Annotated in this window: 17 protein-coding genes; 5 read left to right on the top strand and 12 right to left on the bottom strand. The window is 72.6% G+C overall.

Translation table 11 applies throughout. The features are described 5' to 3' along the window. Window position 1: 1 nt before the first annotated feature. From WBN91_RS10370 to WBN91_RS10330, 9 genes are all read right to left on the bottom strand, one after another. Window positions 2-316, bottom strand: a complete 315-nt coding sequence (locus tag WBN91_RS10370; RefSeq protein ID WP_337726749.1) for a hypothetical protein — start codon at window positions 314-316, stop codon at window positions 2-4. Next, window positions 313-888 (bottom strand): YbaB/EbfC family nucleoid-associated protein, encoded by a 576-nt coding sequence (locus tag WBN91_RS10365; protein ID WP_337726748.1) that lies wholly within the window; start codon window positions 886-888, stop codon window positions 313-315. Before WBN91_RS10365 ends, WBN91_RS10370 begins: the two co-directional genes overlap by 4 nt. Before the next feature lie 103 nt (window positions 889-991). Then, window positions 992-1423, bottom strand: a complete 432-nt coding sequence (locus tag WBN91_RS10360) for a hypothetical protein (RefSeq protein ID WP_337726747.1) — start codon at window positions 1421-1423, stop codon at window positions 992-994. A gap of 14 nt (window positions 1424-1437) precedes the next feature. Continuing rightward, window positions 1438-1908, bottom strand: a complete 471-nt coding sequence (locus WBN91_RS10355) for a hypothetical protein (protein WP_337726746.1) — start codon at window positions 1906-1908, stop codon at window positions 1438-1440. Next, window positions 1850-6790, bottom strand: a complete 4941-nt coding sequence (locus WBN91_RS10350) for a hypothetical protein (protein ID WP_337726745.1) — start codon at window positions 6788-6790, stop codon at window positions 1850-1852. Before WBN91_RS10350 ends, WBN91_RS10355 begins: the two co-directional genes overlap by 59 nt. Before the next feature lie 65 nt (window positions 6791-6855). After that, window positions 6856-8505 (bottom strand): hypothetical protein, encoded by a 1650-nt coding sequence (locus WBN91_RS10345; RefSeq protein ID WP_337726744.1) that lies wholly within the window; start codon window positions 8503-8505, stop codon window positions 6856-6858. A gap of 59 nt (window positions 8506-8564) precedes the next feature. Next, window positions 8565-12542, bottom strand: a complete 3978-nt coding sequence (locus WBN91_RS10340) for a tetratricopeptide repeat protein (protein ID WP_337726743.1) — start codon at window positions 12540-12542, stop codon at window positions 8565-8567. A gap of 69 nt (window positions 12543-12611) precedes the next feature. Beyond that, window positions 12612-13733 carry a BMP family lipoprotein gene (locus WBN91_RS10335; protein ID WP_337726741.1) on the bottom strand — a complete coding sequence of 374 codons (1122 nt, stop codon included), beginning with the start codon at window positions 13731-13733 and terminating at the stop codon, window positions 12612-12614. Window positions 13734-13893: 160 nt separating this feature from the next. Then, window positions 13894-14574, bottom strand: a complete 681-nt coding sequence (locus WBN91_RS10330) for a TetR/AcrR family transcriptional regulator (RefSeq protein ID WP_337726774.1) — start codon at window positions 14572-14574, stop codon at window positions 13894-13896. Window positions 14575-14639: 65 nt separating this feature from the next. On the opposite strand from WBN91_RS10330, the gene WBN91_RS10325 reads away from it, so the two are divergent. Beyond that, window positions 14640-15755, top strand: a complete 1116-nt coding sequence (locus tag WBN91_RS10325; RefSeq protein WP_337726740.1) for an FAD-dependent oxidoreductase — start codon at window positions 14640-14642, stop codon at window positions 15753-15755. On the opposite strand, the gene WBN91_RS10320 is transcribed toward WBN91_RS10325, so the two are convergent. After that, entirely contained in the window at window positions 15705-16436 is a 732-nt protein-coding gene (locus WBN91_RS10320; protein ID WP_337726739.1) for a TioE family transcriptional regulator, read from the bottom strand. The genes WBN91_RS10325 and WBN91_RS10320 overlap by 51 nt on opposite strands. Window positions 16437-16525: 89 nt before the next feature. Here WBN91_RS10320 and WBN91_RS10315 point away from each other — a divergent pair, with 89 nt between their 5' ends. Then, window positions 16526-17719, top strand: coding sequence for an erythromycin esterase family protein (locus tag WBN91_RS10315; RefSeq protein WP_337726738.1), 1194 nt, complete (start codon window positions 16526-16528; stop codon window positions 17717-17719). Here the strand turns inward: WBN91_RS10315 and WBN91_RS10310 are convergent, their stop codons facing one another. Both WBN91_RS10310 and WBN91_RS10305 read right to left on the bottom strand, forming a co-directional pair. Further along, entirely contained in the window at window positions 17720-17908 is a 189-nt protein-coding gene (locus WBN91_RS10310) for a hypothetical protein (RefSeq protein WP_337726737.1), read from the bottom strand. It abuts the gene before it with no gap. A 45-nt stretch (window positions 17909-17953) separates the two neighbouring features. After that, window positions 17954-20692, bottom strand: coding sequence for a helix-turn-helix transcriptional regulator (locus WBN91_RS10305; RefSeq protein WP_337726736.1), 2739 nt, complete (start codon window positions 20690-20692; stop codon window positions 17954-17956). A gap of 80 nt (window positions 20693-20772) precedes the next feature. Here WBN91_RS10305 and WBN91_RS10300 point away from each other — a divergent pair, with 80 nt between their 5' ends. The 3 genes from WBN91_RS10300 (at window position 20773) to WBN91_RS10290 (ending at window position 25312) form a co-directional block, all read left to right on the top strand. Beyond that, window positions 20773-21885 (top strand): nitroreductase family deazaflavin-dependent oxidoreductase, encoded by a 1113-nt coding sequence (locus WBN91_RS10300; RefSeq protein WP_337726735.1) that lies wholly within the window; start codon window positions 20773-20775, stop codon window positions 21883-21885. A 74-nt stretch (window positions 21886-21959) separates the two neighbouring features. Continuing rightward, complete coding sequence (locus WBN91_RS10295; RefSeq protein ID WP_337726734.1) at window positions 21960-22640, top strand: SDR family NAD(P)-dependent oxidoreductase; 681 nt, start codon at window positions 21960-21962, stop codon at window positions 22638-22640. A gap of 65 nt (window positions 22641-22705) precedes the next feature. Next, on the top strand, window positions 22706-25312 hold the full coding sequence (locus WBN91_RS10290) for a LuxR family transcriptional regulator (RefSeq protein ID WP_337726733.1): 2607 nt from the start codon (window positions 22706-22708) through the stop codon (window positions 25310-25312). Window positions 25313-25419 lie beyond the last annotated feature (107 nt).

Genomic DNA, 25419 nt, shown 5'->3' with positions numbered 1-25419 from the left:
GTCAGCGCCCCGGCCCGGTGAACTGCGCCGCGCCGGCGGCGTCACCGTCGAGGTAGGACCGCAACGCGGTCCGGCCCGCGGTGGCGAGGTCGCCGAACCGGCCGGGCAGCGGGTTGGCGTCGGTCAGGATCGCCGACTCCAGCGCGAAGTAGTAGCCCTGGAGGGCCGCGACCAGCGAGTCGTACTCGTTGCTGCCCCACGCGACCTGCTGCCGGCCGGTGGTCCACTTCGCGGCGAGGTCGGCGCCGTCGCCACTGAGCCGGGTGGCGGCGAAGTCCACCTGCTCGGGGACGACGGCGGCGTGCGGCGGCGTCACGACACACCCCGCAGCCGGTCCCCGACCCGGGCGACCGCAAGCCTGGACGTGGCCAGGACCCGGTCGGCCAGCACCGCCGCGTCCGCGTGCCGGGACCGCCGGTCCACGACCAGGTCGAGCAGCTCGCCCCGCCCACCGACGGTGACGGTCACGGCGCCGTCGGTGGATCGCGCCGTCTCGCGGATCTCCGCGATCGCCTCGCGCAACCGCTCCAGCTCACGCCGCAGGGCGCGGTGGTCCACGACCGGCACGGGCCGATCGTCCACTGTGGAGGGTCGAGGTTCGGCGGCGCGGCGGTCGATCTCGCGCAACACCGGGTCGAAGGCCAAGTCGCCCACCGGTGTCCCACGCGGCACACCGGCCGCCGACCACGCCGCCGCGGAGGCCGCGATCCGGGTGGCGAGCAGGACCCGGGCACCGACGCCGTCGAGATCGGCCCGCACCCGGGGATCCAGCCACAGTCCGCGCAGGTCGCCGAAGACGCCCGCGGTCACCTCCACGAGCCCGTCCGGCGACTCCGCCGCGGCGACCACATCACCGAGCGCCCGCGCGCCCGAGGTTGTCCGGTTCACCCGACCAGCATCGCCGCCCGAGTGGCCGGTGGTCGCCCGGTGGCAGGCTCCTGCCGCCGGGCACCCGCGCCCCCGACCGCCGGCCCGCGCGGGGCCGGTGTCGTCAGCCCTCCGCGCCCGCGCGCAGCCAGTCCGGGGTGTGTTCGGGGGCGCGCGGGAACAGTTCCAGTTCGCGGGCGTACGCCTCGGCCGTCGGCGGGTTCACGAAGTCGGGCAGGTCGGTGCGGTTGAAGTCCACCGAGTAGTTGTCCGGGTAGTCCAGCCGGAAGGTCGCCTGGAACCACGTGCCCCGGTCCGGCCGTGCCATGCCCGCGCGCAGCCGCGCGAACAGTTCCTGCACGTCGTCCTCCGGCGGCACCCACCCGTACAGGCCGCCGTTCTCCATCCGCAGCAGCCCCGAGAACGCGGTGTAGTCGCCCACCGCCGCGTACAGGAGCTGGAGGTGGTTCCACCCCGCGGGCAGCTCGAACACCAGCCGCTCGGTGATCGCGGCCAGGACCTCGCCCTGGGCTTCGACGCTGAGTGGCTCAGTCATGTGATCAGTATTCCTCACTCGCTCTCGGCCAGCCGCGCCCGCAGCCAGTCCGGCACGAACTCCGGGTCGCGCGGGTAGGCGGCGTGGTCGATCGCCCACGCCTGCGCCGGGAGGTCCGGCGACCAGCGCGGGTCGTGGTCGAAGTCGAACATCGCCCGGTACTCCAGCGGCGGGTCCACGGTGTAGCGCATCGCGAACCACGTGCCGCGGCCCGGCTCGTACATCAGGTCGCGCAGCTCGCGCAGCGCCGGCTCCACCGTCCCCGGCACGTCCACCGCGACGCTCTCCCCGCCGGCCCGCAGCACGGTCAGCGACAGGTGGCCGTACTGCGCGTTGCCCCGGTACTTGAGGTCGATGCGGCGCCAGCCCTCCGGCGCCGCCGCGACCAGGTCCAGGCCGACCTGGTGCAGCAGCAGCTCGCCCCGCTCAGGGGGTCGCCGGTGGCGGGGGGACGAGGTCGGGGTGGCGGGCTGGTCCGGGGACATTGTGGAACGACCTCTCCTCGGTGCGGATGGTGGGCGGGTTGTCCGTGGACAGGGTCCACCGCGCGTGCAGCACGTCCGGCGTGTGGCGGTCCGGGGTGCGGCGCTCGGCCCACACGTCGAACCGGTCGACGTCGACGTCGGGGCGCTGGCCCATGTTGGTCAGGTCGTTCTCCATCGCGCGCCAGGAGTCGGACGTGGGGCGCTCGTCCAGGGCCCAGTTGCTGTTCTCGTGCGCCCACTGCGGCACGTGGTTGATCCGCTCACCCGGACCGCCGGCCTCGTACGAGACCAGGTGGCCGCCGGCGAACCGGAACAGCGGTCGGTCCTCGGGCTTCTGGTGCTTCGGGTCCAGCTCGCCGTCCAGGCGCGTGCCGCTGTGCATGCCGCCCTTGGCGATCTGGCCGACGTCGGTCTGGAGCTTGCCGTCCTTGTCCGGGCCGCCCTCGCCGCGCCGCGGCCCCCAGTGGTCCTCGGCCGTCCGGCCGGCGGGCGGGTAGTCGGGCTTGCCGCTGGCGGCGATCGTGTCGCCGTGCTCGTCGGTCCGGTACAGCTGACGCGGCTCGCGCGGGTCGAACCCGTGGTGCTCCAGGTGACGCGGACCGACCGCGAAGGTGGTGTTCGGCCGCGGCACGTCCACGCCGTCGCTCCACGTCCGACCGGTGCCCAGCTCGGGGTTGAACCCGTGCTCCCGGTTGCCCGACCACGTGTGGACGTGCGAGAACTTGCCGTCCGCGTCGGTGTAGAACGACCCGTGCCAATTGCCGTCCGTGTCGTACACGTCGTAGCGCGTGTTCGGATCGCGCGGCGGCGTGTCGGACAACGAGAACGGCCCGTCCTGGCGCACGTCGTAGTCGGTCACCGGGTCGGCGATCCGGTAGTTGCCGTCGGCGTCGCCCGGCGGGTTCCAGTCCACGGCCGGCGCGGCGTCGCCGTGGTCGAACCCGTCGAAGCGCTGCGGCGGCTGCGGGTCGGCGGGCGGCGTCCCCAGGTCGGCCGTCGTCGCGGCCGGCTCCGGCCCGGACGGCCCCTGGTTGTGCGGCGTCGGCGCCTCGTACGTGTGGTGCATGTTGTGGCCGAGCTCGATCCGGTACGTCACACCCGGCATCGGCCGCGAGGTGTCCGGGTTGACCGGCGCGGTGAACGGGTCCTGCCCGAACCCCTTGTTGGGCACCGAAGTCTCGACGTGCGTGATGTTCCGGTCGGCGTCGGTGTAGAACACGCCACGCGGGTTGCCATCGGTGTCGGTGACCACCATCCGCGAGTTCGGCTGCAACGGCTCCCGACCGTTGAAGTCCGCGACCCGGGTGTTCGGGTCGACGTCCATCGGCACCTCGGGCAGCGGATCGCCGTTGGGTTGGCGCGGCGGGTCCCAGGTGGTCTGGTTCTGCGGGGTGCGGTCGTAGTCGGCGGAGTCCGTGATCGGCTTGACCGGCTTGGCCATGCGGTCACGGGCGTCGTCGGCGTCGGTGTGGTCGGCACGGTGGTGGTCGGGGGTGCCGGGGACGTAGCCGTCCGGGCTGGACTTGGTGCGGGTGCCGTCGGGCCGGTGGGTTTCCCACTCGCCGTTGGGCGGGATCTTGGGCTGGCGGTTGCCGTCGGGCCCGATCTCGGCGTCACTGGTGTAGACGCGGCCGTTGGTGTCGGTCCAGGCGGGCTTGGTGGGGGCCAGGACGTCGGCGCCGGTGTGGTGGGACAGGCGTCGGGCGAAGTCGTTGGTGCCGGCGTCGCAGCCGATGAGGCGGATGGGGGTGTTGCCGTCCCAGCCGTTGCGGCGCAGCAGGTCGCCGTACTGCTCGGGGGTGTAGGTGTGGTTGCCGATGCGGGCGTGGCCGTCGGGGGTGATGTGGACGTCGGCGGTGAAGTAGCGGGGGTCGTGGGGGACGCGGTGGGGCAGGTCGCCCATGTCGGGGTCGCCGCGGTGGTGCGAGATGCCCGAGGGGGTGGCCTCGCCGTACCGGGCGTGCGCCTCGTCGATGTCCGGACGGTCGGTGTGTGGAGGCTGGTTCGGGTCCGGGTTGTTCGAGTCGGGGTGGTTCGGGTCGGGGCGGTTCGGGTCCGGGTTGTTGGAGTCCGGGCGGGTCGGGTCCGGGCGGGTCGGGTCCGGGGCCGGGTGGTTCGGCTGGTTGGGGTGGTTCGGGTCGTTCGGGGTCGGGCGGTCCTGGCGCGGGGTGGTGTCGGGGTCGCGGTGGGGCGGGGTCCACTGGTCCGGGTCGCGGCGTGGGGTCGGGGCGGGGTCCGGAGTGCGGTGGGGTGGAGTGGGGGTGGTGTCCGGGGTGCGCTGGGGTGGGGTCCAGGCCTGTGGGTCGCGGCGGGGGGCCGGGGTGGTGTGGTGCGGCGCGTCCGGGCGGCCGGGGGTGTGCGGGGGTGCGTCGGGGCGGTGTGGGGTGTGGGGGCCGGCCTGGGGTGGTCCGTTGTGGACGGGGCCGGGGCGGTTGTGGGCCGGGCCGGGTGTGTTCGGGCCTGGGGTGTTCGAGCCGGGCGTGTTCGAGCTGTGGTGGGGCGCGCCTGGGGTGTTGGGGCCGTGGTGGGGGGTGCCGGGCGTGTTCGGGCCGGAGTGCGGCGTGCCTGGGGTGTGCGGGCGCGGCGTGTTCGGGCTGGAGTGCGGCGCGCCGGGAGTGTTGGGGCCGGCGTGGGGCGTGCCGGGGGCGTTGTGGGGCTGGCCGGGGCGGTTGTGCGCCGGGCCGGGGGTGCCGGGAGCCGCGTTGCCGGGGTTGGAGTGGCTTGGGCCGAAGTTGCCGGGGCCGTTGTTGCTGTGGAGCGGCCCGGAGTGGTTGGGACCCGAGTGGCTTGGCGCGGCGTGGCTGGGGCTGGGGCCGGCGTGGCTCGGCGCGGCATGGCTCGGCGCGGTGTTGCTGGGACCGGCCTGGTTGGGGCCGGCGTGGTTGAGGCCGGCGTGGTTGAGGCCGGCGTGGTTGGGGCCGGCGTGGTTGGGGGTGGCGTGGCTCGGCGCGGTGTTGCTGGGGCTGGTGTGGTTGGGGCCAGCGTGGCTCGGGGTGGTGTGGTTGGGGCCGGCGTGGTTGGGCGTGGTGTGGCCGGGGGTGGTTGAGGGGCGTGGGGGTTCCGGGGTGCGGGACTGGGGGATGTTGGAGCCCAGATCGCCTCGGTTGCCGGGAGTGCCGGTCCAGCCGCCTCCGCCGCCGCCTGGCCTCGGGCCGGCACCGCCGCCGGGGGTGCTGCCTGGGGTACCGCCGCCAGAGGGGGTGCCGCCGGGGGCTTGGCCGCCGGGAGCGTGGTTGCCGGGCATTCCGCCGCCGGGTGCGCCCGTGGGTGCTCCGCCGGTCGGGTGCGGACCCGGGGTAGCGGAGGTGTAGGGCTGGTCGGGGCGGGTGGGGGCCTGCGGGGTCGCTGCTGCTGCCGACGTCTGGTCGTACCTGGGCGGGGTCGGACCGTTCTGAGGCGAACCGCTCGGCGTGGAAACGTTCGTGGGGGATCCGTTCGGTCCGCCGACGTTCGGTCCGGGGCTGGTCGGTCCGCTGGGCGAACTTCCGGGGTACGTGCCGCCACTGCTGGGGGCGCTGCTGTGACTGGTCGGCGCGGGCTGACCGCCTGGGCCTCCGCGGTACTCGCCCACAGGTGCGCCGGCTCGGGGGTTGCCTTGGCCGGGGTTGCCTTGGCCGGGGTTGCCTTGGCCGGGGTTGCCCTGGCCGGGGGAGTTGGTCCCGCCGTCCGAGGACGGGTCGGGGTTGCGGCCGGGGCGCGGGGCGGAGGGCGGCAGGTCTGCCGGGTCGCCCGGGCGCGGACGGTCCACGGTCGGTGTCGCGGCGCTGGACGTCCCGGTGGTGTCGTTCGGCCTGCTGGAACCGGGAGTGTTCGAGCCGGGAGTGGTGGAGTCGGGAGTGCCGGAACCAGGTGTGCCGGAGCCGGGCGAATTCGAGCCGGGCGAGTCCGAGTCCGGCGAATTCGAGTTGGGGCTGTCGGAGGGCGAGTCGCCGTCGCCGGGGCTGCTGTCGGAACCGGTGCCGTTGCCGTTGCCGGTGCCGTTACCGGTGCTGGTGGAGCCATTGGGTGTGTCGACGTCGGCCTTCCCCGTCTGGAGGAAGCCGCCCTTCTTGATGTTCTTCGGGTCCAGCACGTCCAGCCCGGTCGCCTTGCCGGCGATCTTGCCCAGGACCTTCATCACCTTCTCGAACACCTCGACCAGACGCTTGAGCATCGGCGAGACCTTCTTGATGGTGTTCAGCAGGTCCTGGATGATCTTGGCGATCTTCGCCGCCCACTTCGAGATCGCCGTCACCGCCTGCGCCACGATCACCGGCGTCCCGAACCCCAGCGAGAACACCGCCTCCAGCACCCAGGCGATCAGCTTCCCCACCAGGTCGGCGATCAGGTCGCGCACCATCTCGCGCACGAACCCGACGACCATCCCCATCATCCCGACGACCGTGCCGACCGTCCCCGCCGCCGACGCGGCACCGGTCAGCGCGTCACCGTGCGCCGAAGCGTTGGTCAGGTACTGCGCCGCCGCGGCGCCACCCCACCCCGCCGTCCCGCGCGCGACCGCCGACTTGTAGTCCTCGGCGATCGATCCCAACTCCTCGGCGACCTTGCTCCACGTCGCCGAGTACGACTCGATCACCGGCGGGTTCCCGGCCAGCCAGTCCAGCATGTCCTTCAACGGCTGGACGTGCTCCATCAGGAACGACGCCGCCGACGACATCAGCGTCCCGAACGGGTCGATCGCCATCGCCGCCGCGTCCGCGGCCAGGCCGACCATCCCCAGGCCGGCCTCGATCCAGTTCCCGTCCTTGATCCCGTTGAACGTGTCCATCGCCGACTCCGCGATGGAGATGCCCGTCGCCCACCCGTTGTCACCGGTACCGGCGTTGAACACCCCACCCGGCGCTGCGTCCGGCTGGACCACCAGATCGTTCGACCCCGTCACCGTGCCACTCCCCCACAGCGGCCGGCCACGGCCACCTTCCGACGTACTCCAGGTGTGTTCTCCACTCAGACGCAAAATGACACGAACGGTTCCCCGGCGCGTAACCCGAGCGGCGTAATGATCGTCACAGGGCCGCCGGGCGCGAGCCGTCGGGGCTCCCCGCGAGGAGCCCCGACGACGGGTGTCACGGGCTGGTGTACTCGAAGATGTAGATGCCGTAGTCGCGGTCGCTCGCGGCCACGTACTCCTTGCCGCCGTGCGAGAACACCTGGACGCCCCAGAAGTTGTTCCCGCCCTCGTCGACGAACCGGCCCACCTCGACCAGCTTGTTCTGCTGGACCTTCGCCACGCGGAAACCGCCCGCGTAGTAGGAGAAGTAGGCCAGGTCGTCGCGCACGTGCGAGGTCGCGACCTCGTGCACCGACAGGTCGCCCGTTGCGGTACAGGTGCACCCACGCGGCCTCGTCGTAAGCGCCCTCCCGGTCGAACAGACCGAAACCGGTGCGACGGTCCACGGAGAACGCCGGCACCGAACCCTCCACGCTCATGCCGAACGCGCCGCAGGAACCCTCGCGGTTGACCACGACGACACCCTCGTAACCACCGGCGGAGGTCACGGCCGCGACCTTCTCGGTGAACGCGCACGCGCCGCGCGTGACCACCGCGAGCTGCGCCGTGCCGACCGCCGGAGCAGCCGGAACAGCCGCGTCACCGGCACAGGCCCGACCGACGTACACCGCCGTGCCGGTGATCGTCTGCCCCGACGCCAACTGCGGCGTCAGGTCGCCCTGACCGGCGGAGAACGAGGTACCGTCGTCGGTGGAACCCTTGAGCACGTACGGGTCGAAGTCCTCGTCGGCGGCGATCACGTACTTGTCGTCCCGCGTGAACTCGGCCTGGTGCGCGTTGCCCTCGGGCTCCGACGCGATCCCCGTGGACTCCAGCAGCTCGGGGTCCGGGTTGGCGAAGTCCGAGTCGGCCAGGTAGACCGGCGCGGTCGGGTCGGTGACGTCGAGCTGCACGTACCCGGCGTCCCAATAGGACAGCAGCATGACCTGCCGGCCGCCGATGGGCTTGACCACCATGTCGTGCAGGAACACCTCGGTCAGGTTGTCCGGACCGGCCTGGAGGATCTGCGGGAACATCTCGGCCAGGTCGTACTCGGCGATCTTGACCGGCGTGCGCGGGTCGGTGATGTCGAAGACGTCGACGTCGGCCTGCTCCTCGTCGTCGACCAGGACCGCGTAGGCCTTGTCGCCCACGTCCCAGATGAAGGCGCTGTGCACCTCGTGCGCGATGCCGGGGTCGTTCTGGCCTGCCGGGTCGAGGTCGCCGAAGCCCTTGGCCAGGTAGTTCGGCCGCTTGGGGTCGGTCACGTCGACCAGCGTCGCGCCACCGGCAGTGGACAGGTTGTTGCCCACGCTCGGGGTGACGCTCACGTAGCCGTTGTGGACGCCGACGTCGGCGACGCGTCCCTCGAAGTCCTGGTTGATGGCCGCCTTGCCGACCACCCGGACGTTCTGGCTGGTGGCGGGCAGGTGGCCGTGGTCGCCACCGTGCTGCTCGTGGGCGTGGGTGACCTTGGCGTTGTCGATGGTGCCGTCGCTGGAGGTGGAGTCGTCCCCCTCGTGGGCCACGGCGGTCGGGGCGAGCAGGATCAGACCGAACAGTGCGGGGAGCGCACCGGTGCGGAGCAGGGATCTGCGGCGGATCACAGCTCCTCCGTAGGTGAAACGACCTTGTCCGGCGAGTGCCGACCGAGGAGCCCAGCGGCTCAGTCCACTGTGGACTCCAGCGTCCCGATCAGCTCCAACTCCCGCTGGATCGCCGACGCGGCGGCGGTCGAGACCGCGCACAGCCCTTCCAGGGCGGTGGTCCACTGGGCGGCCCGCAGTGCTTCCGCCGCGTACCGGGTGGCACCGGACCTGCCCGCGAGACCCATCAACGCACTCGCCCGCGTCTGCGCGTCGACCACCCACCCGAGCACGACTTCCGCTCGCTCGTACTCACCCGCGTCGGCCAACGCCCCCACGACCTCGACACGATCCCGGTCCGGCACCACGGACTCGGGGATGGTGCTGATCAGGCCCGCAGCCTCGTCGAACCGGTCGGCCTTCACCAACGCCGTCGCGACGGACGCCAGCTCCGGTTCCCACCGGTGGAAGTCCGGGATCCGGCGAACGATCTCCGCTGCCTGACGGTGACGCCCGATCACGGCCAACACCGCGGCGGCACGCACCATGACGCGGTCGCGGGCACCGGTGTACTCCACCTTGGCCACCACGGAAAGTGCCTCGTCCACCACCGCCCCGGCCTGCTCGTGGTGCCCGAGCCCGGCCGTGGCCGCCGCGATCGCCACCAAAGTACGGCCGTAGCCCTCGAGAACGTCCAGCATGCGGGCGGCGGACAGCGCCTCCTCGTGGTGGCCGTGCTCGGCCATCACCGTGGCGATCGACTCCAGGGCAAGTCGCCGGTCGACTGCATCGGCGATCTCGCGAACGGCATCGATGGCAACGGCGGGGTGATCCGTGCCGGCCAGCTTTCTGGCGATCTCCGCCAACTCGTCGTTCCGCCGACGGCGGTCCTGGATCGACCTCGCCATCGCGATCGCGTCGTGGGGACGCCCTGCGCTGACCAGGGCAGCGGTGACGGCCACGATCGCCACGTCGACATCCCGAGTCGGTGTTGCGGGCCGCGACTCGATACGCCGCGCCTCGGCGATCAGGGAATGAGCCTCATCGGGGTGTCCCCCGGCGGCCATCGCCGCAGCGGTCCAGAGCAACCCGGCGGCCCGTGTGCCGTGGTCGGTGATAGCACCGGCAGCGCTGATGGCCCGGTCGTGGAGCCCTGCCCGAGCCAACACTTCAGCCATCTCCGTCAACACGTCGTCGCGAATGTGTGGGCTGTCTTCCGCCGCTCTCGCCGCCTCCTCGAGGAGTTCATCGGCGCGGTCGGCCCGGCCCGCGCGGACGAATGTCGTGGCGAACGACACCACCGCGTTCGCCTCGAAGACGTCGAGGCTTCCCATCGCCCGCAGGGTCCCGTCGAGGAACTGCGCGGCGCGGTCGGGCTGACCGGCGTCGATGAGCGCCTCGGCGATCGACACGAGCGAGGTGTGGCGGTCCGCAGGATCGGTCGCGGCTTCTGCGGCGGTCACGGCGTGGTCGTGGTGACCGGCGGCAGCAAGCGGCCCAGCGAGCGAGGTGAGCGTCTCGCCCCGCCAGTCGACGTCGGTGATGGCGCCGGCGGCGGTCAGGGCCTGGTCCGGCAGGTCCGCGGCGACCAGCGCGATGGCGACCACGGTCAAAGCCGAGTTCTGTTCTTCGACGTCGGTGATCGCACGGGCGGCGGCGATCGCTTCGTCGGCGTGCCCGGCCGCTGCCTGTGCCTTCGCGAGGGGCACCAGGACGGAGTTCAGCCGGTCCGGGTCGGTGATCGACCGGGCCATGTGGACCGCTTCGTCGCGGATCTCCCCGGCCCGGTCGTGGTCCCCGAGGTCGACCAGGGGTGCGACGGCGGCGGCGAGTGCTCGGCTGCGCCGCTCGGGGTCGCCGATCGAGCGGGCCGACTGGATCGCCTCGTCGACGAGCACCTTGGCCAAGCTGGAGTTCCCCCTGCCGCACACGGAGGTGGCGGCGGCGGAGAGGGCGTGACACCGCTGCTCGGCGCTCTGCACCGCCTGTGCCGCCCGAACAACCTGTTCAACGACGTGGGCGGCCGGTTGTCCCGCTTCGAGCAGTCGCGCGGCCACCGCCGACAGCGCCGAAACCCGCAGGTGGTCCGGGTCGATCGAAGCGGCGACTTCTGTGGCGCGGTCGTGGTGTCCGGCGGCGGCGAGTGCCCGCACGAGGGCCACGCGCATCTTGCCGAGACGGGTGGGCTCGCTGGTCCGCCGGGACGCCTCCGACACCTCGTCGATCAGCTCGTCGGCACCGCTCAGACCTCCGGCGGCCACGAGTTCGGCCACGGACGCCAGCGTGACGCAGCGCAGGTGGGGGTCGACGATCGACCGGGCGGTCCGCACGCTCCCCTCCGCCAGGACCGCGGCCAGCGACTGCGGCACCCCTCCGCCGAGCGCTATCGACGCCAACGCCGGAGCGCGCCGGTCGGCGCTGGTGATCGAGCGTGCGATCTCGATGGCCCTGTTGTGGTCGCCTGTCTCAGCCAACGTGGCGGCTACCGACGCCAGCACGGAGTTCCGGTGGTCGTGGTGGGTGATGCGGTCGGTGGTTCGCATGGCTTCGTCGAGCAGTTCTCGGGCCTCGTCGTTTCGGCCGGCCTCGGCCAGTGCCGCCGCGACCGGGACCAGCGCCGAAGCCCTGCGGTGGGGGTCGGAGATGGACCGGGCGAGCGCCACGGCGCGGCGGGGGTGGCCGAGGCGCAGCCAGAGGGCGGGGACCTCCGGCGGGATGTGGGTGTTGCGGTCCACGAGGTGGTCGCGGTGCACCGCCAGGCGGCTGACGGCGGGCAGGTCGGGTGGGTCGGTGGCGACGTGGGCGTCGAGGGTCGCCGTGAGCTGGGCCAGTGCGGTGTCGTCGCCGCCGGTCCGGTCGAAGAGCCGGTCGTGGCGGGACAGGTCGGTGCTCAGCGCGGTGGCCCGGGTCAGGTCGCCGGTCGCGAGCAGCATCGTGTGGTAGCCGCGCAGGAGGTAGTCGGGGGTGTCCGGCGGCCAGTCGCCGTGGGACGCCGCCCACTCGTGGATGCGGTCGCGGTAGGCGGACAACCGGGTGCCGCCCAGCATGTCCAGCGCGGTGACCTGGAGTTCTTCGTGGGCCAGGAGGTAGACGTCGGCCCCGAGGTCGCCGTCGCGGCGGGTGAAGCTGCGCCCGGTCACCGTGGTGAGGTGGTCCCGGACCTCCCACTCGCCCGCGCCGCTCAGCCCGGCCAGGTCCCGGGAGGTCAGGCCACCGCCGGCGGCGACCAGCAGGCCGAGCACGTCCTGCTCGACCCGACTGCCGCCCACCAGGCGCTTGAGGTCCCGTTCCATCTCCGCCCGCAAGGCCCTGGCCTGCGGCGAGACCTCCAGCGCCCGCACGACGGACTCGTCGCGCAGGGGGTGGTCCTCGGGCACGTCACCGGGGATCGGCGGGTCGGGCCGCCCGGACACGACGACCCGCAGGCCGTCCACCGGACGCGTGGGCAGCAGGGCGGCGATGCTGTGGGAGTCCGGCCCCGTGGTCACCCCGCGGTCCTCGTCCAGCCCGTCGACCAGCAGGACCAGGGTCTCGCCGCGTTCCCGGCACAGGCGGGCCGCCTCCTCCAGGAGTCCGAGGACGTGCGCTTCGCGGGTGCTGGGCGTCAGCAGCGCGGGCGCCTGCTCGCCGAGCAGGGCCAGCACCTGTTCGAGGACGTTGTCGACGAACGCGACCCGGTCCGCCTGGCCGGCCAGCCGCGCGGTCACGAAGAACGACACGACCCGCACCCCGGGCGGCGGGTTCAGCACGAACGTCGAGAACAACGCCGACTTCCCGGCCCACGCCCCGGCACGCCACCACTGGTAGGTCTGCGACGAGTCCGACGTGCAGAACGCCGCCAACTCCGCCAACTCCGCGTCCCGCCCCACCAACACCGCCGGGGCGATCCGCATGACCTGGTGCCGGTAACGCGTGCGGACCGGAACCCCGGTGCGCAGGTTGACCTCGCCGATCACGACGTCCCGCCCGGCCTGGACGACGACACCGGAGGAAGACGCCTCGGCCGACTGGTGACCCGTCGGCCCCGCGCCTCCACCCACCTGGTCGCCGTTCGTCACCGAGCAATCATTCCCGGCGGGCGTTGCGCTCCGAAAGGCACCGGTGCGGTGCCTTTCGGAGCCCGGGAGCTACCGCTTGTCCGCCACCTTGATCTTGCCCTCGATGATCTGGGCCTTGAAGCCTTCGAGGATGCCTTGCAGCTTGGCGTCGATCTTGCCGCCCGAGGTGGCGTAGCCGACGCCGTTCACCTTCAGGTCGAAGACCTTCGGCAGGGAGCCCAGGTCGTTGCGCGCGGCGGCGCGGATGAAGTCGTAGACCGCCACGTCCACGCGCTTGAGGCTCGACGCGACGATGACGTCCCGGGTGTCCGCCAACGTCGGCTGGTTGTACTGGTCGGCGTCGCAGCCGATCGCCAGCACGCCCGCCTGCTTCACCGCGGAGAACACGCCGATGCCGGACGCGCCCGCGGCCGGGTAGAGCACGTCCGCGCCCTTGTCGATGAGGCCCTTCGCCGTCTCCGAGCCCTTCGCCGGGTCCTGGAAGCCGGTGAAGTCGGTGGCCGGCGTGATGTACTTCCGCTCGACCTCGATCTTCGGCGCGGCGGTCTTCGCGCCCTGGGTGTAGCCGGCCTCGAACTTGTGGATCAGCGGGATGTCGACGCCGCCGACGAAGCCGATGTGGCACTTCTTGCTCTGGTACGCGGCCACGACACCGGCCAGGAACGCACCCTCCTGCTCGGCGAAGACCAGCGGCGTGACGTTGGCCGCGCCGTCCACGGCGGAGTCCACCAGGCCGAACCGGACGTCCGGGAACTCCGGCGCGACGACCTTCAGCGCCTCGGTGTAGGCGAAGCCGACGCCGACGATCGGGTTGAAGCCCTCGCGGGCGAGCTGCCGCAGCCGGGACCGCTTCACCGACTCGTCCTCGTTCGGGGCCGCGGAGAGCTCGCGCGTGTTCTCCTTCTTCACCCCCAGGTCCTTGATCACCTGGTCGAACCCGGCGGCGGCGAGGTCGTTGAACGACGCGTCACCACGGCCGCCGATGTCGTAGGCCAGCCCGACCTTCAACGCGCTCCCGTCGACCTTGTCGCCCTCGCCGGACTTGGCGGCGCTGGTGGTCGAGGTGGCGGGCGGGCTGGGCGGCGTCGCGAACTCGCACCCCGCGCCGGTCGCGTTGGCCGGCCCGACGGCACTGCCCCCGGGGTCCTTCGCGCAAGCACTCACCGCCACGAGGCTGGTCAGCGTGATCATGGCAACAGCGGTGCCAAACACACCACGGCGCACGGCTTGTCTCCCTCCCCGCTCTTCCGAGCAGACCCTCCCCCGATGGCCGTATCAGGGTTTGCGCGACGGACCGTACCTGTTCGCCGAGGTCGTCCCGATCAACGCTCATCAGGTGGGAACCACGGCCCTACCGCCGCAGCCGGGCCCCGATGCCGTCGAGGAGGAAGTCCAGGCCGAGGCGGAAGGTCTCGTCGGCGTCGAGGTGGGCGGCGTCGCGGACGACCTCGGCGAGCGCGGGGAAACGACCGGTCGCGAAGGTCCGCTCCAGGTAGGGGCCGGAGGCGGCCTGCCACTGCCGCTCGTCCATCCCGCTCGCCCGCTCGGCACGCCGCTCGGCGATCTCCCGGCGCACCGCGCCGATCACGTACGCGTCGACGGCGGCGACCACGGGCATGACGAGGTCCAGGTCGACACCGCCCAGCGCGGACACCACGGCCTCGCCCCGGGCCAGCGCGTTCGGACCCAGTTGGGGTCGCCCGCCGATCAGGTCGGCGAACCACTCGTGCCGGTGCACCGCCCGCCGGGTGGTCTCGGCGAGGGAGCGCAGCACCTCGCGCCAGCCGTCGCCGACCGGCCGGACCTCGCCGTAGACGGCGTCGACCATCAGGTCGAGCAGCTCGTCCTTGGTGTCGATGTAGCCGTACAGGCGCATCGGGCCGACGTCCAGCTCGGTGGCGACCTTGCGCAGGGAGACCGCGTCCAGGCCGTGCACGTCGGCCAGCCGGATCGCCGCCGCCACGATCCGCTCCCGGCTCAGCGGGGACGGCGCCGGTCGAGTCGGCGGCTCCGGCCGCTCCCACACCACCATGCCGGTGACGATACAGCGCATCTCCCGATACAGTGTATCGACCAATACATCGTATCGGAGGAAGCATGACCATCGCCATCGTCGGAGCCGGGCCAGGTGGCCTCGCCCTCGCCCGAGTGCTGCACGTCCACGGCATCGACGCCGTCGTCTACGAGCGCGACCCTTCGCGGGACGCCCGCGGCCAGGGCGGCATGCTCGACATCCACGCCGACACCGGGCAACGGGCGCTGCGCGAGGCCGGCCTGATCGACGGGTTCCACGCGATCGCCCGCGGCGAAGGTCAGGACCTGCGTCTCCTGGACCCGGACGGCACACTCCTGCTCCAGGAAGACACGCCCGACGACGCCCCGCTCGCCCGCCCCGAGGTCGACCGGGCCGACCTGCGGGACCTGCTCCTGGACTCCCTCCCCGACCACGCCGTGCGCTGGGACCACGCCTTCGACCACGCCGACGACGGCGTGCTGCACTTCGCCGACGGCCGCACCGCGACCTACGACCTGCTGGTCGGCGCGGACGGCGCCGCCTCCCGCGTCCGCCCGCTGCTCACCGACGCCCGCCCGGCGCACGCCGGTGAGCACATCGTCGAACTCGGCATCCCCGACGTCGACCGCACCCGCCCCGACCTCGCGGAAATGGTCGGGCGCGGCACCTTCTGGGTGCTCGGCAACGGCCGAACCCTGGCCGCACAATGCAACGGCGACGGCCGAGTCCGCGTCTACGCCGTCTTCTACAACACCGCCGAGGACTGGTTCACGACCAGCGGCCTCCCGACCGACGACCCGGCCGCCGCCCGAGCGTGGCTGGTCGACGAGTTCTCCGGCTGGCACCCGGACTTCCTCGCCCTGATCGCCGCCTGCGACGACACGGTCCTGGCCCGGTCGATCAGCACCCTGCCGGTCGGCCTGACCTGGCCGTCGAAGCCGGACGTCACCCTGCTCGGCGACGCCGCGCACCTGATGCCCCCGGTGGGCGAGGGCGCCAACATGGCGCTGCTCGACGGCGCCCTGCTCGGCCTCGCCCTGGCCGCACACCCCGACGACTTCCCCACCGCCGTCAAAGAGTACGAGCGCGAGATGTTCGACCGCACGAGCGTCGCCGCCCGCATGTCCGCACAGCTCCAGGAAGTCCTGTCAGGGCCGGACGCCGGACGCCGGATGCTCGCATTCTTCCAGCCCGACTGACCGGCGAAGGGTGAGGTAGGCGTCCAGCTGGGCCGCGCCGGACAACAGGTGGCGGCTGCGGGCGGTCAGGCGGGTGTGCCAGGAGTCGAGGAAGGTGGTCAGGGCTTCGGCACCGCCCGCCTCGCGCAACGCCTCCAGGAACCGCGCGACCTGGGACAACCGGTAGCCGCCCCGGCGCAGCTGGCGGGCGATCTCGGCGTCGCGCACGCCGTCCGGGCCGTACTCGCGGTACCCGGTGGCGCGGTCGCGGGTCGGGTGCAGGATGCCCTCGGCCTCCCACGTGCGCAGGGTCGCGGGGTGCACGCCAATCCGGCGGGCGAGTTCACCCACCGTCAGGCCGCCCACGGGCGTGGAACCGTTGTTGGACAGGGCGTCCAGGGCCGTCGCGACCTCGGCGCGGGTGTCGCGTTCGGCGACCAGCTCAACGTGGGCGGCGTCGATGAGCCGGTAGGCGGACTCGGTGTCACCCCGGTTGACCGCCCGCATGATCTCCACCGCCCGCTGGTGCCCGTGACCGGCCCGCAGCGCGAGGAACGCGCGCAGTGCCTGGGCGTGCACGGCGGTGTAGCGCCGGTAGCCGCTCTCGCTGCGCTCGGTCGGCGGGAAGACGCCGGCGTCCTCGTAGTTGCGGACCGCCTGGGCGGACAACCCGTGCTCCCGAGCCAGGTCGATCGGACGCACGTACACCCCCGGTTGAAGGTTGATGACAGAAATGCGCTGAGATCCTCAACGAAAGTCTCACCCGAGTCTTCAACGATAGCGTCAAACCCATGTCCACTGGCACACGTCTGCACGCGATCCCGCTCGACGACCCGGCCCACGTCCTCGACCTCCTGCTCACCGAACGCGCCGAACCGCCGACCGTGCTCGCCCTGGGCGAACCGACCCACGGGATCAAGGAGTTCCCGTTGCTGCGCAACGAACTCCTCGGTCACCTGGTCGAACGGGGGTACCGGTCGGTCGTGCTGGAGACCGACTTCTTCGCCGCGTCCATCGTGGACGACTACGTGTCCGGCGGCGCGGGTGACATCGACACGGTGCTGGCGACCGGGTTCAGCCACTCGTTCGGCAACGTGCCGGGCAACCGCGAACTCGTCGAATGGCTCCGCGCGCACAACGCCGACCAAGCCCCGCAGGACCGGGTCCGCTTCCACGGTTTCGACGCGCCCCTGGAAACCGCCGCCGCGCCCAGCCCGCGCCACGCGTTGACCTCGGTCGTCGACTTCCTCCCCGAAGCCCTGCGACCGGGTCCGCTGGACGCCCTGCTGGGCGACGACGCCGACTGGACCAACCCGGCGGCCATGTACGACCCGGCCGCGTCCATCGGCGACACCCACCGCGCCCGCGCGCTGCGCATCGTCGCCGACGACCTGGTCAGCACCCTGCGGCGGACCGAACCGGCCCTGCGCGGCGCCGACCCGACCGGCTACGACCACGCCGTCGCCCACGCCCGCACCGCCCTGGGCCTGCTGCGCTACCACGCGGCGATGGCCACGCCCTCGCCCGACCGGATCGCGACCCTGCTCAGCCTGCGCGCCGAGATGATGGCCGACAACCTGCTCGACATCGTCGCCCAGGAGCGGGGACGCGGGCCGAGCCTGGTGTTCGCGCACAACGTCCACCTCCAGCGCTCGCCGTCGCACATGGCGGTCGGCCCGGAGAACGCGAGCTGGGCCAGTGCCGGCGCGCTCGCCGCCCTCACCCTGGGCGAGCGGTACGTGTTCGTGGCGACCGACGCCAACCCTCGCAGCGAGCCGGGCACCCTCCAGGCCGTGCTGGCGGAGGCGACCACCCGCCGCAGCCTGTTCCCCGCCGAAGCCTTGAGGGCCGCGCTGCCGGCGTCGATCCGGCGGGGCGAGCCGATCGTGCCCGGCCACCTCCCGTTCGACCCGGCGGACCTGGCCGGCGCGGACGCGGTCGTCTTCGTCGCCGACACCGACGGGCAGCGGCACCAGTACTGGTGATCACTCCTCCAGCAGGGTCGCCAACTTCGCCTCCGCCACCGCCAACAGCGGACCGACCGCCTCCGGTTCCAGGCCCAACTCCTCCGCCACCTGCTCGGTCGACCGGCCTTCGTCCCGCAGCCGCAAGGCCCGCGCGTGGAGAACGGGCAGGCGCCGCAGCGCGGCGGTTCGGCGGGACGGGTGGGTCATGGGGTCAGCGTCCGCCCGTGCGGGGCCCGGCGGGCGAGTAGCGGGCTACTCGATTCCCAGCACCGCCGCCAACTCGGACCGCGTGGTGGTGCCCAGCTTCGCGCCGGCCCGGTAGAGGTGGCCCTCGATGGTGCGGACCGAGACCACCAGCCGGTCGGCGATCTCCCGGTTGGACAGCCCGCCGGCGGCCAGGGTGGCGATCTCGCGTTCCCGCCGGGTCAACGGGAGCGGTCGGGCGGCTTCGGACAGCGCCGGGGTTCGCAGGCCCTCGCACGCCGACGCCAGGCGGTCGGCCACGGCGGCGGCGCGGGCGGCCGAACCCCGGCGGTCCAGCGTCCGGTACAGGGCGGCGGCCTGGGCTGCGGTGTCAGCGGCGGACACCCCGTCACCCAGGCGTTCCCACGTTCCGGAGACGGTCAGCAGGCGGTCCGGGTCGGCGGCGGCCAGCGCGGCGGCGTGGGCGGCGGCGGCCGGGGCGCGGGGGCCGTCCACTCGGCCCGCCAGCTCGGCCAGGCGGTCGGCGGGGGTCGGGTCGCCCAGGCACACGGCGGTCTGGAGGGCGAACACCTCGTGGGCGTCCTCGCCGCGATCGGCCGCGAGCGCCGCGGCTTCGTGGCACAGCGCCACCGCCTCCATGAGCGCGCCTTCGGACGCCGCGATCCTGGCCCGTGCCACGATCCGTTCCACCGCCGTGAACTCCGTCGCCGGGTGCGGTGTGCGGTCCAGTGTGGACAGGGCTTGGCGGGCGGCGGCCGGGTCTCCGGTCAGGGCGTGCGCCTGCACCAGGCCGAGCAGGCAGTGGGTGGCGAAACCGGAGGTGTCCGAGGGCGCCAAACCCGACACCGCCTCCCGGAACCACCCGATCGCCGTGGCGAGCCGCCCGCGCGCCAGCGCCGCGTGGCCCAGCAGGGACAGTGCGTAGAGCTGCGGCGGACCCGGGATGTCCGGCCGGCGCCGCTGCACGACCCGGTCCACCTCGTCCAGGTACCCGGCCAGGCGCAGGCCCACCACGTGCACGAACGCCAGGCCGTAGCACGGGATCGCCGCGTCGAACGTCCGCGCGCCCGCCGCGTACGCCCGCTCCGCGCACGACCCGATCGAGTCGGCCCGCCCCCGCACACCCAGGCCGCCGACCAGCCCGAACGACGCCAGCACCAGGGCCACGTCGGGCAGTTCAGCGCGCAACGCCTCCGTCGCGGCCAGCACCGCCTCCGACGACCGGCCGAGCAGCACTAGTACCGCCGCGCGCAGGGCGACCAGCGCCGCCCGTGCGTCCGGGTCGGACACGGTCGTCATGGCTTCGTCCAGCACCGCCTCGGCGGCTCGTGGCCGGCCCAGGGTGAAGAACAGGTTCGCCGCGCGGCCGAAGGCGACCTTGGCGCGCTGGGCGTCGTCGGCGGCGAGGTCGGCGGCGGCCCGCATCTCGGCCTCGCTGTCCTCGCCCCGGCTCAGCCACGACAGGGCGTCGGCCAGCACGACCCGAGCGCGGAACCCGGCGCCGGCGGCCACCGCGGCCTGCGCCAGCCGGACGGCCAGCGGCAGGTCCGACAACCGCACCGCCTCACCCGCCGCCTCCGCGAGGAGGTCCGGGTCGGGCTCCACATCGGACTCCAGCAGCAGCACCGCGCGGCGCAGGACGTCGTCGGTGCCGTGGGCGAGGGCGATCTCCCCGCGCAGCCGGCACGCCCGCAACCGGCCCATCGCCGCGCGCCGGGTCTCGCCGTAGAGGGGGTGGGCGAGGCGGACGCGCAGGTCGGGGTCGACGTGCACCAGGCCCCGGGACTCGGCGTGTTCCACGGCGTCCGGGCCGGTCAGCGCGCGCAGGACAGCGGCGGGTAGCGGTTGGGCGAGGGCTAGCAGGTCGACGACTTCGCGGACAGGGTCGGGCAGTGCGCCCATCCGGGCCGCGACCAGATCGGCGAGCACCGGCGAGACCGGCACTGCGGAGACCGACACCTGGGAGGCGTGCCCTGAAGAGGCGGGCGCAGGGTGGGCGTGCCCTGGGGATACGGGCTCCGGCGCAGTGGGCGAGGCGCGGCCTCCGGCCCCCGCTTCCATTGTCCCTCGGGGTACCGACAATTCCGGGGCGGTCGCGGCGGAGGTGCTCGTTGGACTTGTCGGAGGGGGTGTGAGTTGCCAGAGGCCGTCGAGAGGGCGCAGGCGGCCAGCGTCCAGGGCGTCGTCGACCAGTTGGCGCAGGAACAGGACGTTGCCCTGGGCCAGGCGGGACAGTCGGATGCTCGTCGTGCCTGCCACCGGGCCGTCCAGGACCGACGTCAGCAGGGCCTCGGTCTCGTCCTCCGACAGGGGTTGGAGTTCGAGGCGGTCCAGGTGGCCGTCCTTCCACAGGGCGGTCACGGCGTCGGGGGCGGGTTCGCCGGTGCGCAACGTGACCACGACGGTCGCCGCTCGGCGCAGCACGATCTGGTGCACCACCGCCGCGGACAGGCCGTCCAGCAGGTGTGCGTCGTCCACGGCGAGCAGGACACCGCCCCCGGCCGTCAACGCCGCCACGACCCGCGGCAGGACGTGCAGCAAGTCGCCCTCGACCTCGCCGACCAGGGGTGCCAACGCCCCCAGCGGCAGGGCCTGCGTGCACTCGGTGGCGGTGGCCCAGCGGACCGTCGCGCCGCGCCTGCCGGCCGCCGTCACGGCCTCGCGGGCCAAGCGGGTCTTGCCGACGCCGGACGCCCCGGCCACGACCAGGCCACCGGCGCGGCGCAGTGCCGCGTCGACGAAGCCCAGCTCCTCGGCCCGTCCGGTGAGCGGCCAGCGGCGGCCCATCCACGACACGGTAGTCCGAGGTGAAGACGAGTACCCGACTACTCGCGCGCACCTCCCCCGCCCGGCGCACGCTCACCCGCATGAGCACCGATCGACCGATGAACATCACGCTGCGCGAGCCGGACTCGGGCCGGCCCGCGGTGCACGACATGGTGATCGTGCACCGGATCTTCCGGCGCGGGTTCCGCGAGGTCGCCGCGCTCGTGGCGCGGACCGCCGACGGCGCCACCGGCCGCGCGGAGCCGATCGCCGACCACGCCGCGTTCCTGCTGGACGCCCTGCACCACCACCACGCCGCCGAGGACGAGTACCTGTGGCCGCTGCTGCTGAGCCGCGTCCAGCCGCGCGCCGAGCTGGTGCACCGCATGGAGGCCCAGCACCAGGCCCTCGCCGGCCACGTCGAGCAGACCCGCGCCCTGCTGGGCCGGTGGCGCGCGACCGCCGACCGCGGCACCGCCGACGAGCTGTCGACCGCGGTGACGCGACTGGCCGCCACGCTCACCGAGCACCTCGACGACGAGGAGCGCGAGATCCTGCCGCTGGTCGAGGAGCACGTCACCGCCGGCGAGTGGGCCGAGCTGGGGCAGCGGTCGTTCGACAAGTTCCCGCGCTCGGTGTTGCCGATCATGCACGGCACCATGCTGGAGGTCACCACACCGCAGGAGGCCGCGGAGTTCACCGCCAACCTGCCCACCATCGTCAAGGTGATGTGGAGGTTGGTCGGCCGTCGCCGCTACGCCCGCTACATCCGACGCGTGCGCAGCCAGTGGCCGCCGTTCCTGCGGGGTCTGGGCGCACGGGCCAACCGACTCGCGACCCGCCTGTACCGGCGGGGTGTCGGCCGCACGGCCAAGGCGAAGCTGCCGGTCATGCTGGTCACCGTCCGGGGCCGCCGGTCCGGGCAGCCGCGCACGGTGCCGATCTCCTACTTCCCCCACGACGGCGGGCTGCTGGCCGCCGCGTCCGCCGGCGGGTCCAAGCCGGAGCCGGAGTGGTTCCACAACGTCCGGGTCGCCGACGCGGTGCACCTGCGGGTGGGCGACGAGGAATTCGACGCGCACCCCCGCGTGCTCGACCGGGCCGAGCGGGACCGGTTGTGGCAGGAGGTCGTCCTGGCCCGCGCGCCGTTCTTCGCTGACTACGAGACCAAGGCCGGCCGGGTCATCCCGCTCGTGCTGTTCACGCCGGCCTGACCGGGGCCGGGTTGCGGTTCGGGCGGAAGTCGATCTAGGTTTCCGGGGTCAGGGCGTCGAGGGGGGTTCCGCTGATGGGCAGGGGTGTGCTGGTCACCGGCGGTAGCCGGGGCATCGGGGCGGCGATCGCGGCGGCGTTCCGCGACCTGGGCGACCGGGTGGTCGGGCTGTCGTCGGCGGACGTGGACCTGGCCGACCCGGAGTCGATCACCCGGGCCGTGGACGGCGCGGTCGAGGAGCTGGGGTCGATCGACGTCCTGGTCAACAACGCCGGCCTGGTGGAACTGGGCACGCTGACGAACCTGGACTACGCGCAGTGGCAGGCGCTGTGGCGGCGGACGTTCGAGGTGAACGTCTTCGGCGCGGCCAACATGTCCTACTGCGTGGCCAAGCACATGATCGACCGGGGCATCCACGGCCGGATCGTGAACGTGGGCTCGCGCGGGGCGTTCCGCGGCGAACCCGACATGCCCGCCTACGGCGCGAGCAAGGCCGCCCTGCACTCGATGGGCCAGTCCCTGGCGGTGGCCCTCGCCCCGCACGGCATCGCGGTCACGTCCGTGGCCCCCGGTTTCGTCGCCACCGACCGGGTCGCCGACATGGTGGACGACGCGGTCCTCCGCCAGAGCCCGTTCCACCGGGTCGCCAAGCCCGAGGAGATCGCCGCCGCCGTCGTCTACCTGGCCTCGGCCGAGGCGGAATGGGCCTCGGGCACCGTGCTGGACCTCAACGGCGCCTCCTACCTGCGCACCTGACCACCGGGTTCACGACGTCGAACCCCACCCGAGACCCCACTGAGGCCGCCTCACGACCTGGAAAGATGGGCGGCGTGAGGTTGATCGGGCGCGACGTGGAGCGCAAGCGGCTGGCCGAGGTGCTCGACGGGATCGCCGAGCGCGGCGGCGCGCTGGTCGTGCGGGGCGAGGTGGGCGTCGGGAAGTCCGCCCTGGTGGCCGACGCGGTGGTGACGTGCCGCGTGCTGGGCACCGTGGGCACCGAGGCCGAGGCACACCTGCCGTTCGCGGGCCTGCACCGACTGCTACACCCCGTCCGGCACGGCGTGGAAACGCTGCCCGCACCGCAGCGCGACGCCCTAGCCACCGCGCTGGGCACAGCCGAGGGACCCACGCCCAACCCGTACCTGGTGGGCCTGGCCACCTTGTCCCTGCTCTCGGAGGAGGCCTCGACCCGACCGCTGGTCGTGGTCGCCGACGACGCCCACTGGCTAGACCGCTCCAGCGCCGAGGTGCTCGCCTTCGTGGCCCGCCGCCTGGACTCCGAACCGATCGTCCTGCTGGCAACCGTGCGCGACGACACCCCGTCCCCGTTCGACGACCTGCCCACACTCCCCCTGGACCCACTGACCGACGACGCCGCCGCCGAACTCCTCACCACCACCGCCCCGGACCTCACCCCCGACGAGCGCACCCGCCTGCTGCACGCAGCCGCCGGCAACCCGTTGGCCCTCACCGAACTCCCCACCCACCCGACAGAACGACGCCTAGAACGCGCATTCCTAGACCGTGTGGCCACACTCCCCCCAGCAACCGCCGCATGCCTTCTAGCGGCAGCCGTCAACGACGGCGACTCGGAAGACGAGGCCCGAACCGCCGCCGCAGCTCTGTTCGGCCCGATAGACGCCACCGCCTTCGCACCCGCCGTCAAGGCCCGACTGGTCGAGATCGAACACGGCGCAGTGCGCTTCCGGCACCCGCTGATGCGGTCAGCCATCGCCAACTCCACAGACACCCGCCCCGTCCACCAGGCACTGGCAAACCTCCTAAAAGACCACCCAGACCGCCAGGTATGGCACCGCGCGGCAGCAACCGACGCCCCAAACGAGGCCGTAGCCGCCGACCTAACCCACGCCGCCAACCGAGCCCAACGCCGAGGCGCAGTACACACGGCGATCGAGGCCCTGGAACGCGCCGCCCGCTTGGGCACCACCCCCCAACGCGCCCCCCGACTGCTACGAGCCGCCGAACTCGCCGTTGAGGCCGGAAGGCGGGACGTAGTAGACCGCCTAGTGTCCGAGGCCGAACGCCTACCGCTAGAACACCACCAGCGGGCCACAGCGACATGGCTGGTCAGCGCGTTCGACGACGGCATCGCCGACGGATCCGGCGCAATGGCCTTGGCGGACCTGGCACAGTCCGCCGCCGACGTAGAGGACCCCGACCTGGCCACCCGAATCCTGTGGGGCGCCGGCATGCGCTGCTTCTGGACCGAACCCGGCAAAGAAGCACGCGATGCTCTCCTAGCCGTAGCAGACCGCCTGCTCCCCGACCCTCTAGACCCGCGCGCGGTGGCAATCGCGGCCTACCTAGCACCCACAACCCGCGTCGACACTGTCCTCAGTGGACTAGCCGCCCTATCCAGCGAGACCGACCCGCAGCGGGCAAGGTACCTGGGCAGCGCCGCATTGCAGGTAGGCGCATTCGACCTGGCCGCGCGTTTCTCGGGTCTCGCCGTGCCAGGCCTACGCGCTCAAGGCCGCCTAGGCCTTCTGACCAGGGCACTGGCCGTGCAGGCATGGAGCCGGGTACGCCTAGGCGACATCACCCGCGCCCGCCCCGCCGCCGTAGAGGCCGAAAAACTAGCCGTAGAAACCAACCAGCCCTACCTGATCGGCTTCGCCCAAGCCATACAAGCCGAAATCGCCGCCCTACGCGGCGACCCACGCCAAGCAACCGCTTTGGCCACCGAAGCAGAACGCACAGGCCTAACCGCCGCCGCCCGCCCCGTCCTCTCCACCGCCCGCCGCGCCCGAGCCCTGGCCGCAACAGCAGAAGGCCGCCACACAGACGCCTTCACCGACCTACGCCGCCTGTTCACCCCAACCGACCCAGCCCACCACGCAGCCCTACACCACTACGTCCTACCCGAACTAACCGACGCCGCCGTACGCAGCAACAGAACAGAAGAACTGGCAGCCCTGCTCTCAACCCTGCCCCTCACGGCGTCCCCCGCATTCCGCTTCGGCCTCCACTACGCCAACGCAGTCCTAACCCCCAGCGACAAGTCCTTCGCCCAAGCCTTGAACACCCCTTGGCCCTTGGACCAAGCCCGAGCCGAACTGGCAATGGGCGAATGGCTCCGCCGCAACCGCCGAGTAGTAGAAGCCCGAGACCACCTACGAACAGCCCGAGACACCTTCGACACCCTAGGCACCCCCCTATGGGGCGACCGAGCCCGCCAAGAACTCCGAACAACAAGCGAAACCAGCCCCAACCGCTCCCCAAACGCCCGAGACCTGCTGACACCCCACGAACTGGGCATAGCCCAACTAGCCGCCGAGGGCCTGACCAACCGCGAAATCGGCCAACGCCTCTACTTGTCCCACCGAACAGTCAGCACCCACCTACACCGAATCTTCCCCAAACTAGGCATCAGCTCAAGAACAGAACTGGGCAACGCCCTAGACTAACCAAAGCCCCAACGCCCACAGGGCATGCTCTTCGAAGTAGCTCGCGCAGCAGACCTCCCAACTTGGGCTTCTTCCGTCATCCCCGTATGGCCTGCCCGAAGGGCTAC

It is taken from the genome of Saccharothrix sp. CCNWYY140 (assembly GCF_037401995.1).
Taxonomy (GTDB): Bacteria; Actinomycetota; Actinomycetes; order Mycobacteriales; family Pseudonocardiaceae; genus Actinosynnema.
This window is presented reverse-complemented; position numbering and strand designations above follow the sequence as displayed.

What these genes read in the sequence shown, in the direction of transcription:
- WBN91_RS10310 (WP_337726737.1), bottom strand. Translation starts at nt 17,908, where the DNA reads ATGACCCACCCGTCCCGCCGAACCGCCGCGCTGCGGCGCCTGCCCGTT.
- WBN91_RS10360 (WP_337726747.1), bottom strand. Translation starts at nt 1,423, where the DNA reads ATGACTGAGCCACTCAGCGTCGAAGCCCAGGGCGAGGTCCTGGCCGCG.
- WBN91_RS10290 (WP_337726733.1), top strand. Translation starts at nt 22,706, where the DNA reads ATGGGCGGCGTGAGGTTGATCGGGCGCGACGTGGAGCGCAAGCGGCTG.
- WBN91_RS10330 (WP_337726774.1), bottom strand. Translation starts at nt 14,574, where the DNA reads ATGGTGGTGTGGGAGCGGCCGGAGCCGCCGACTCGACCGGCGCCGTCC.
- WBN91_RS10295 (WP_337726734.1), top strand. Translation starts at nt 21,960, where the DNA reads ATGGGCAGGGGTGTGCTGGTCACCGGCGGTAGCCGGGGCATCGGGGCG.
- WBN91_RS10335 (WP_337726741.1), bottom strand. Translation starts at nt 13,733, where the DNA reads ATGATCACGCTGACCAGCCTCGTGGCGGTGAGTGCTTGCGCGAAGGAC.
- WBN91_RS10315 (WP_337726738.1), top strand. Translation starts at nt 16,526, where the DNA reads ATGTCCACTGGCACACGTCTGCACGCGATCCCGCTCGACGACCCGGCC.
- WBN91_RS10305 (WP_337726736.1), bottom strand. Translation starts at nt 20,692, where the DNA reads ATGGGCCGCCGCTGGCCGCTCACCGGACGGGCCGAGGAGCTGGGCTTC.
- WBN91_RS10300 (WP_337726735.1), top strand. Translation starts at nt 20,773, where the DNA reads ATGAGCACCGATCGACCGATGAACATCACGCTGCGCGAGCCGGACTCG.
- WBN91_RS10355 (WP_337726746.1), bottom strand. Translation starts at nt 1,908, where the DNA reads ATGTCCCCGGACCAGCCCGCCACCCCGACCTCGTCCCCCCGCCACCGG.
- WBN91_RS10325 (WP_337726740.1), top strand. Translation starts at nt 14,640, where the DNA reads ATGACCATCGCCATCGTCGGAGCCGGGCCAGGTGGCCTCGCCCTCGCC.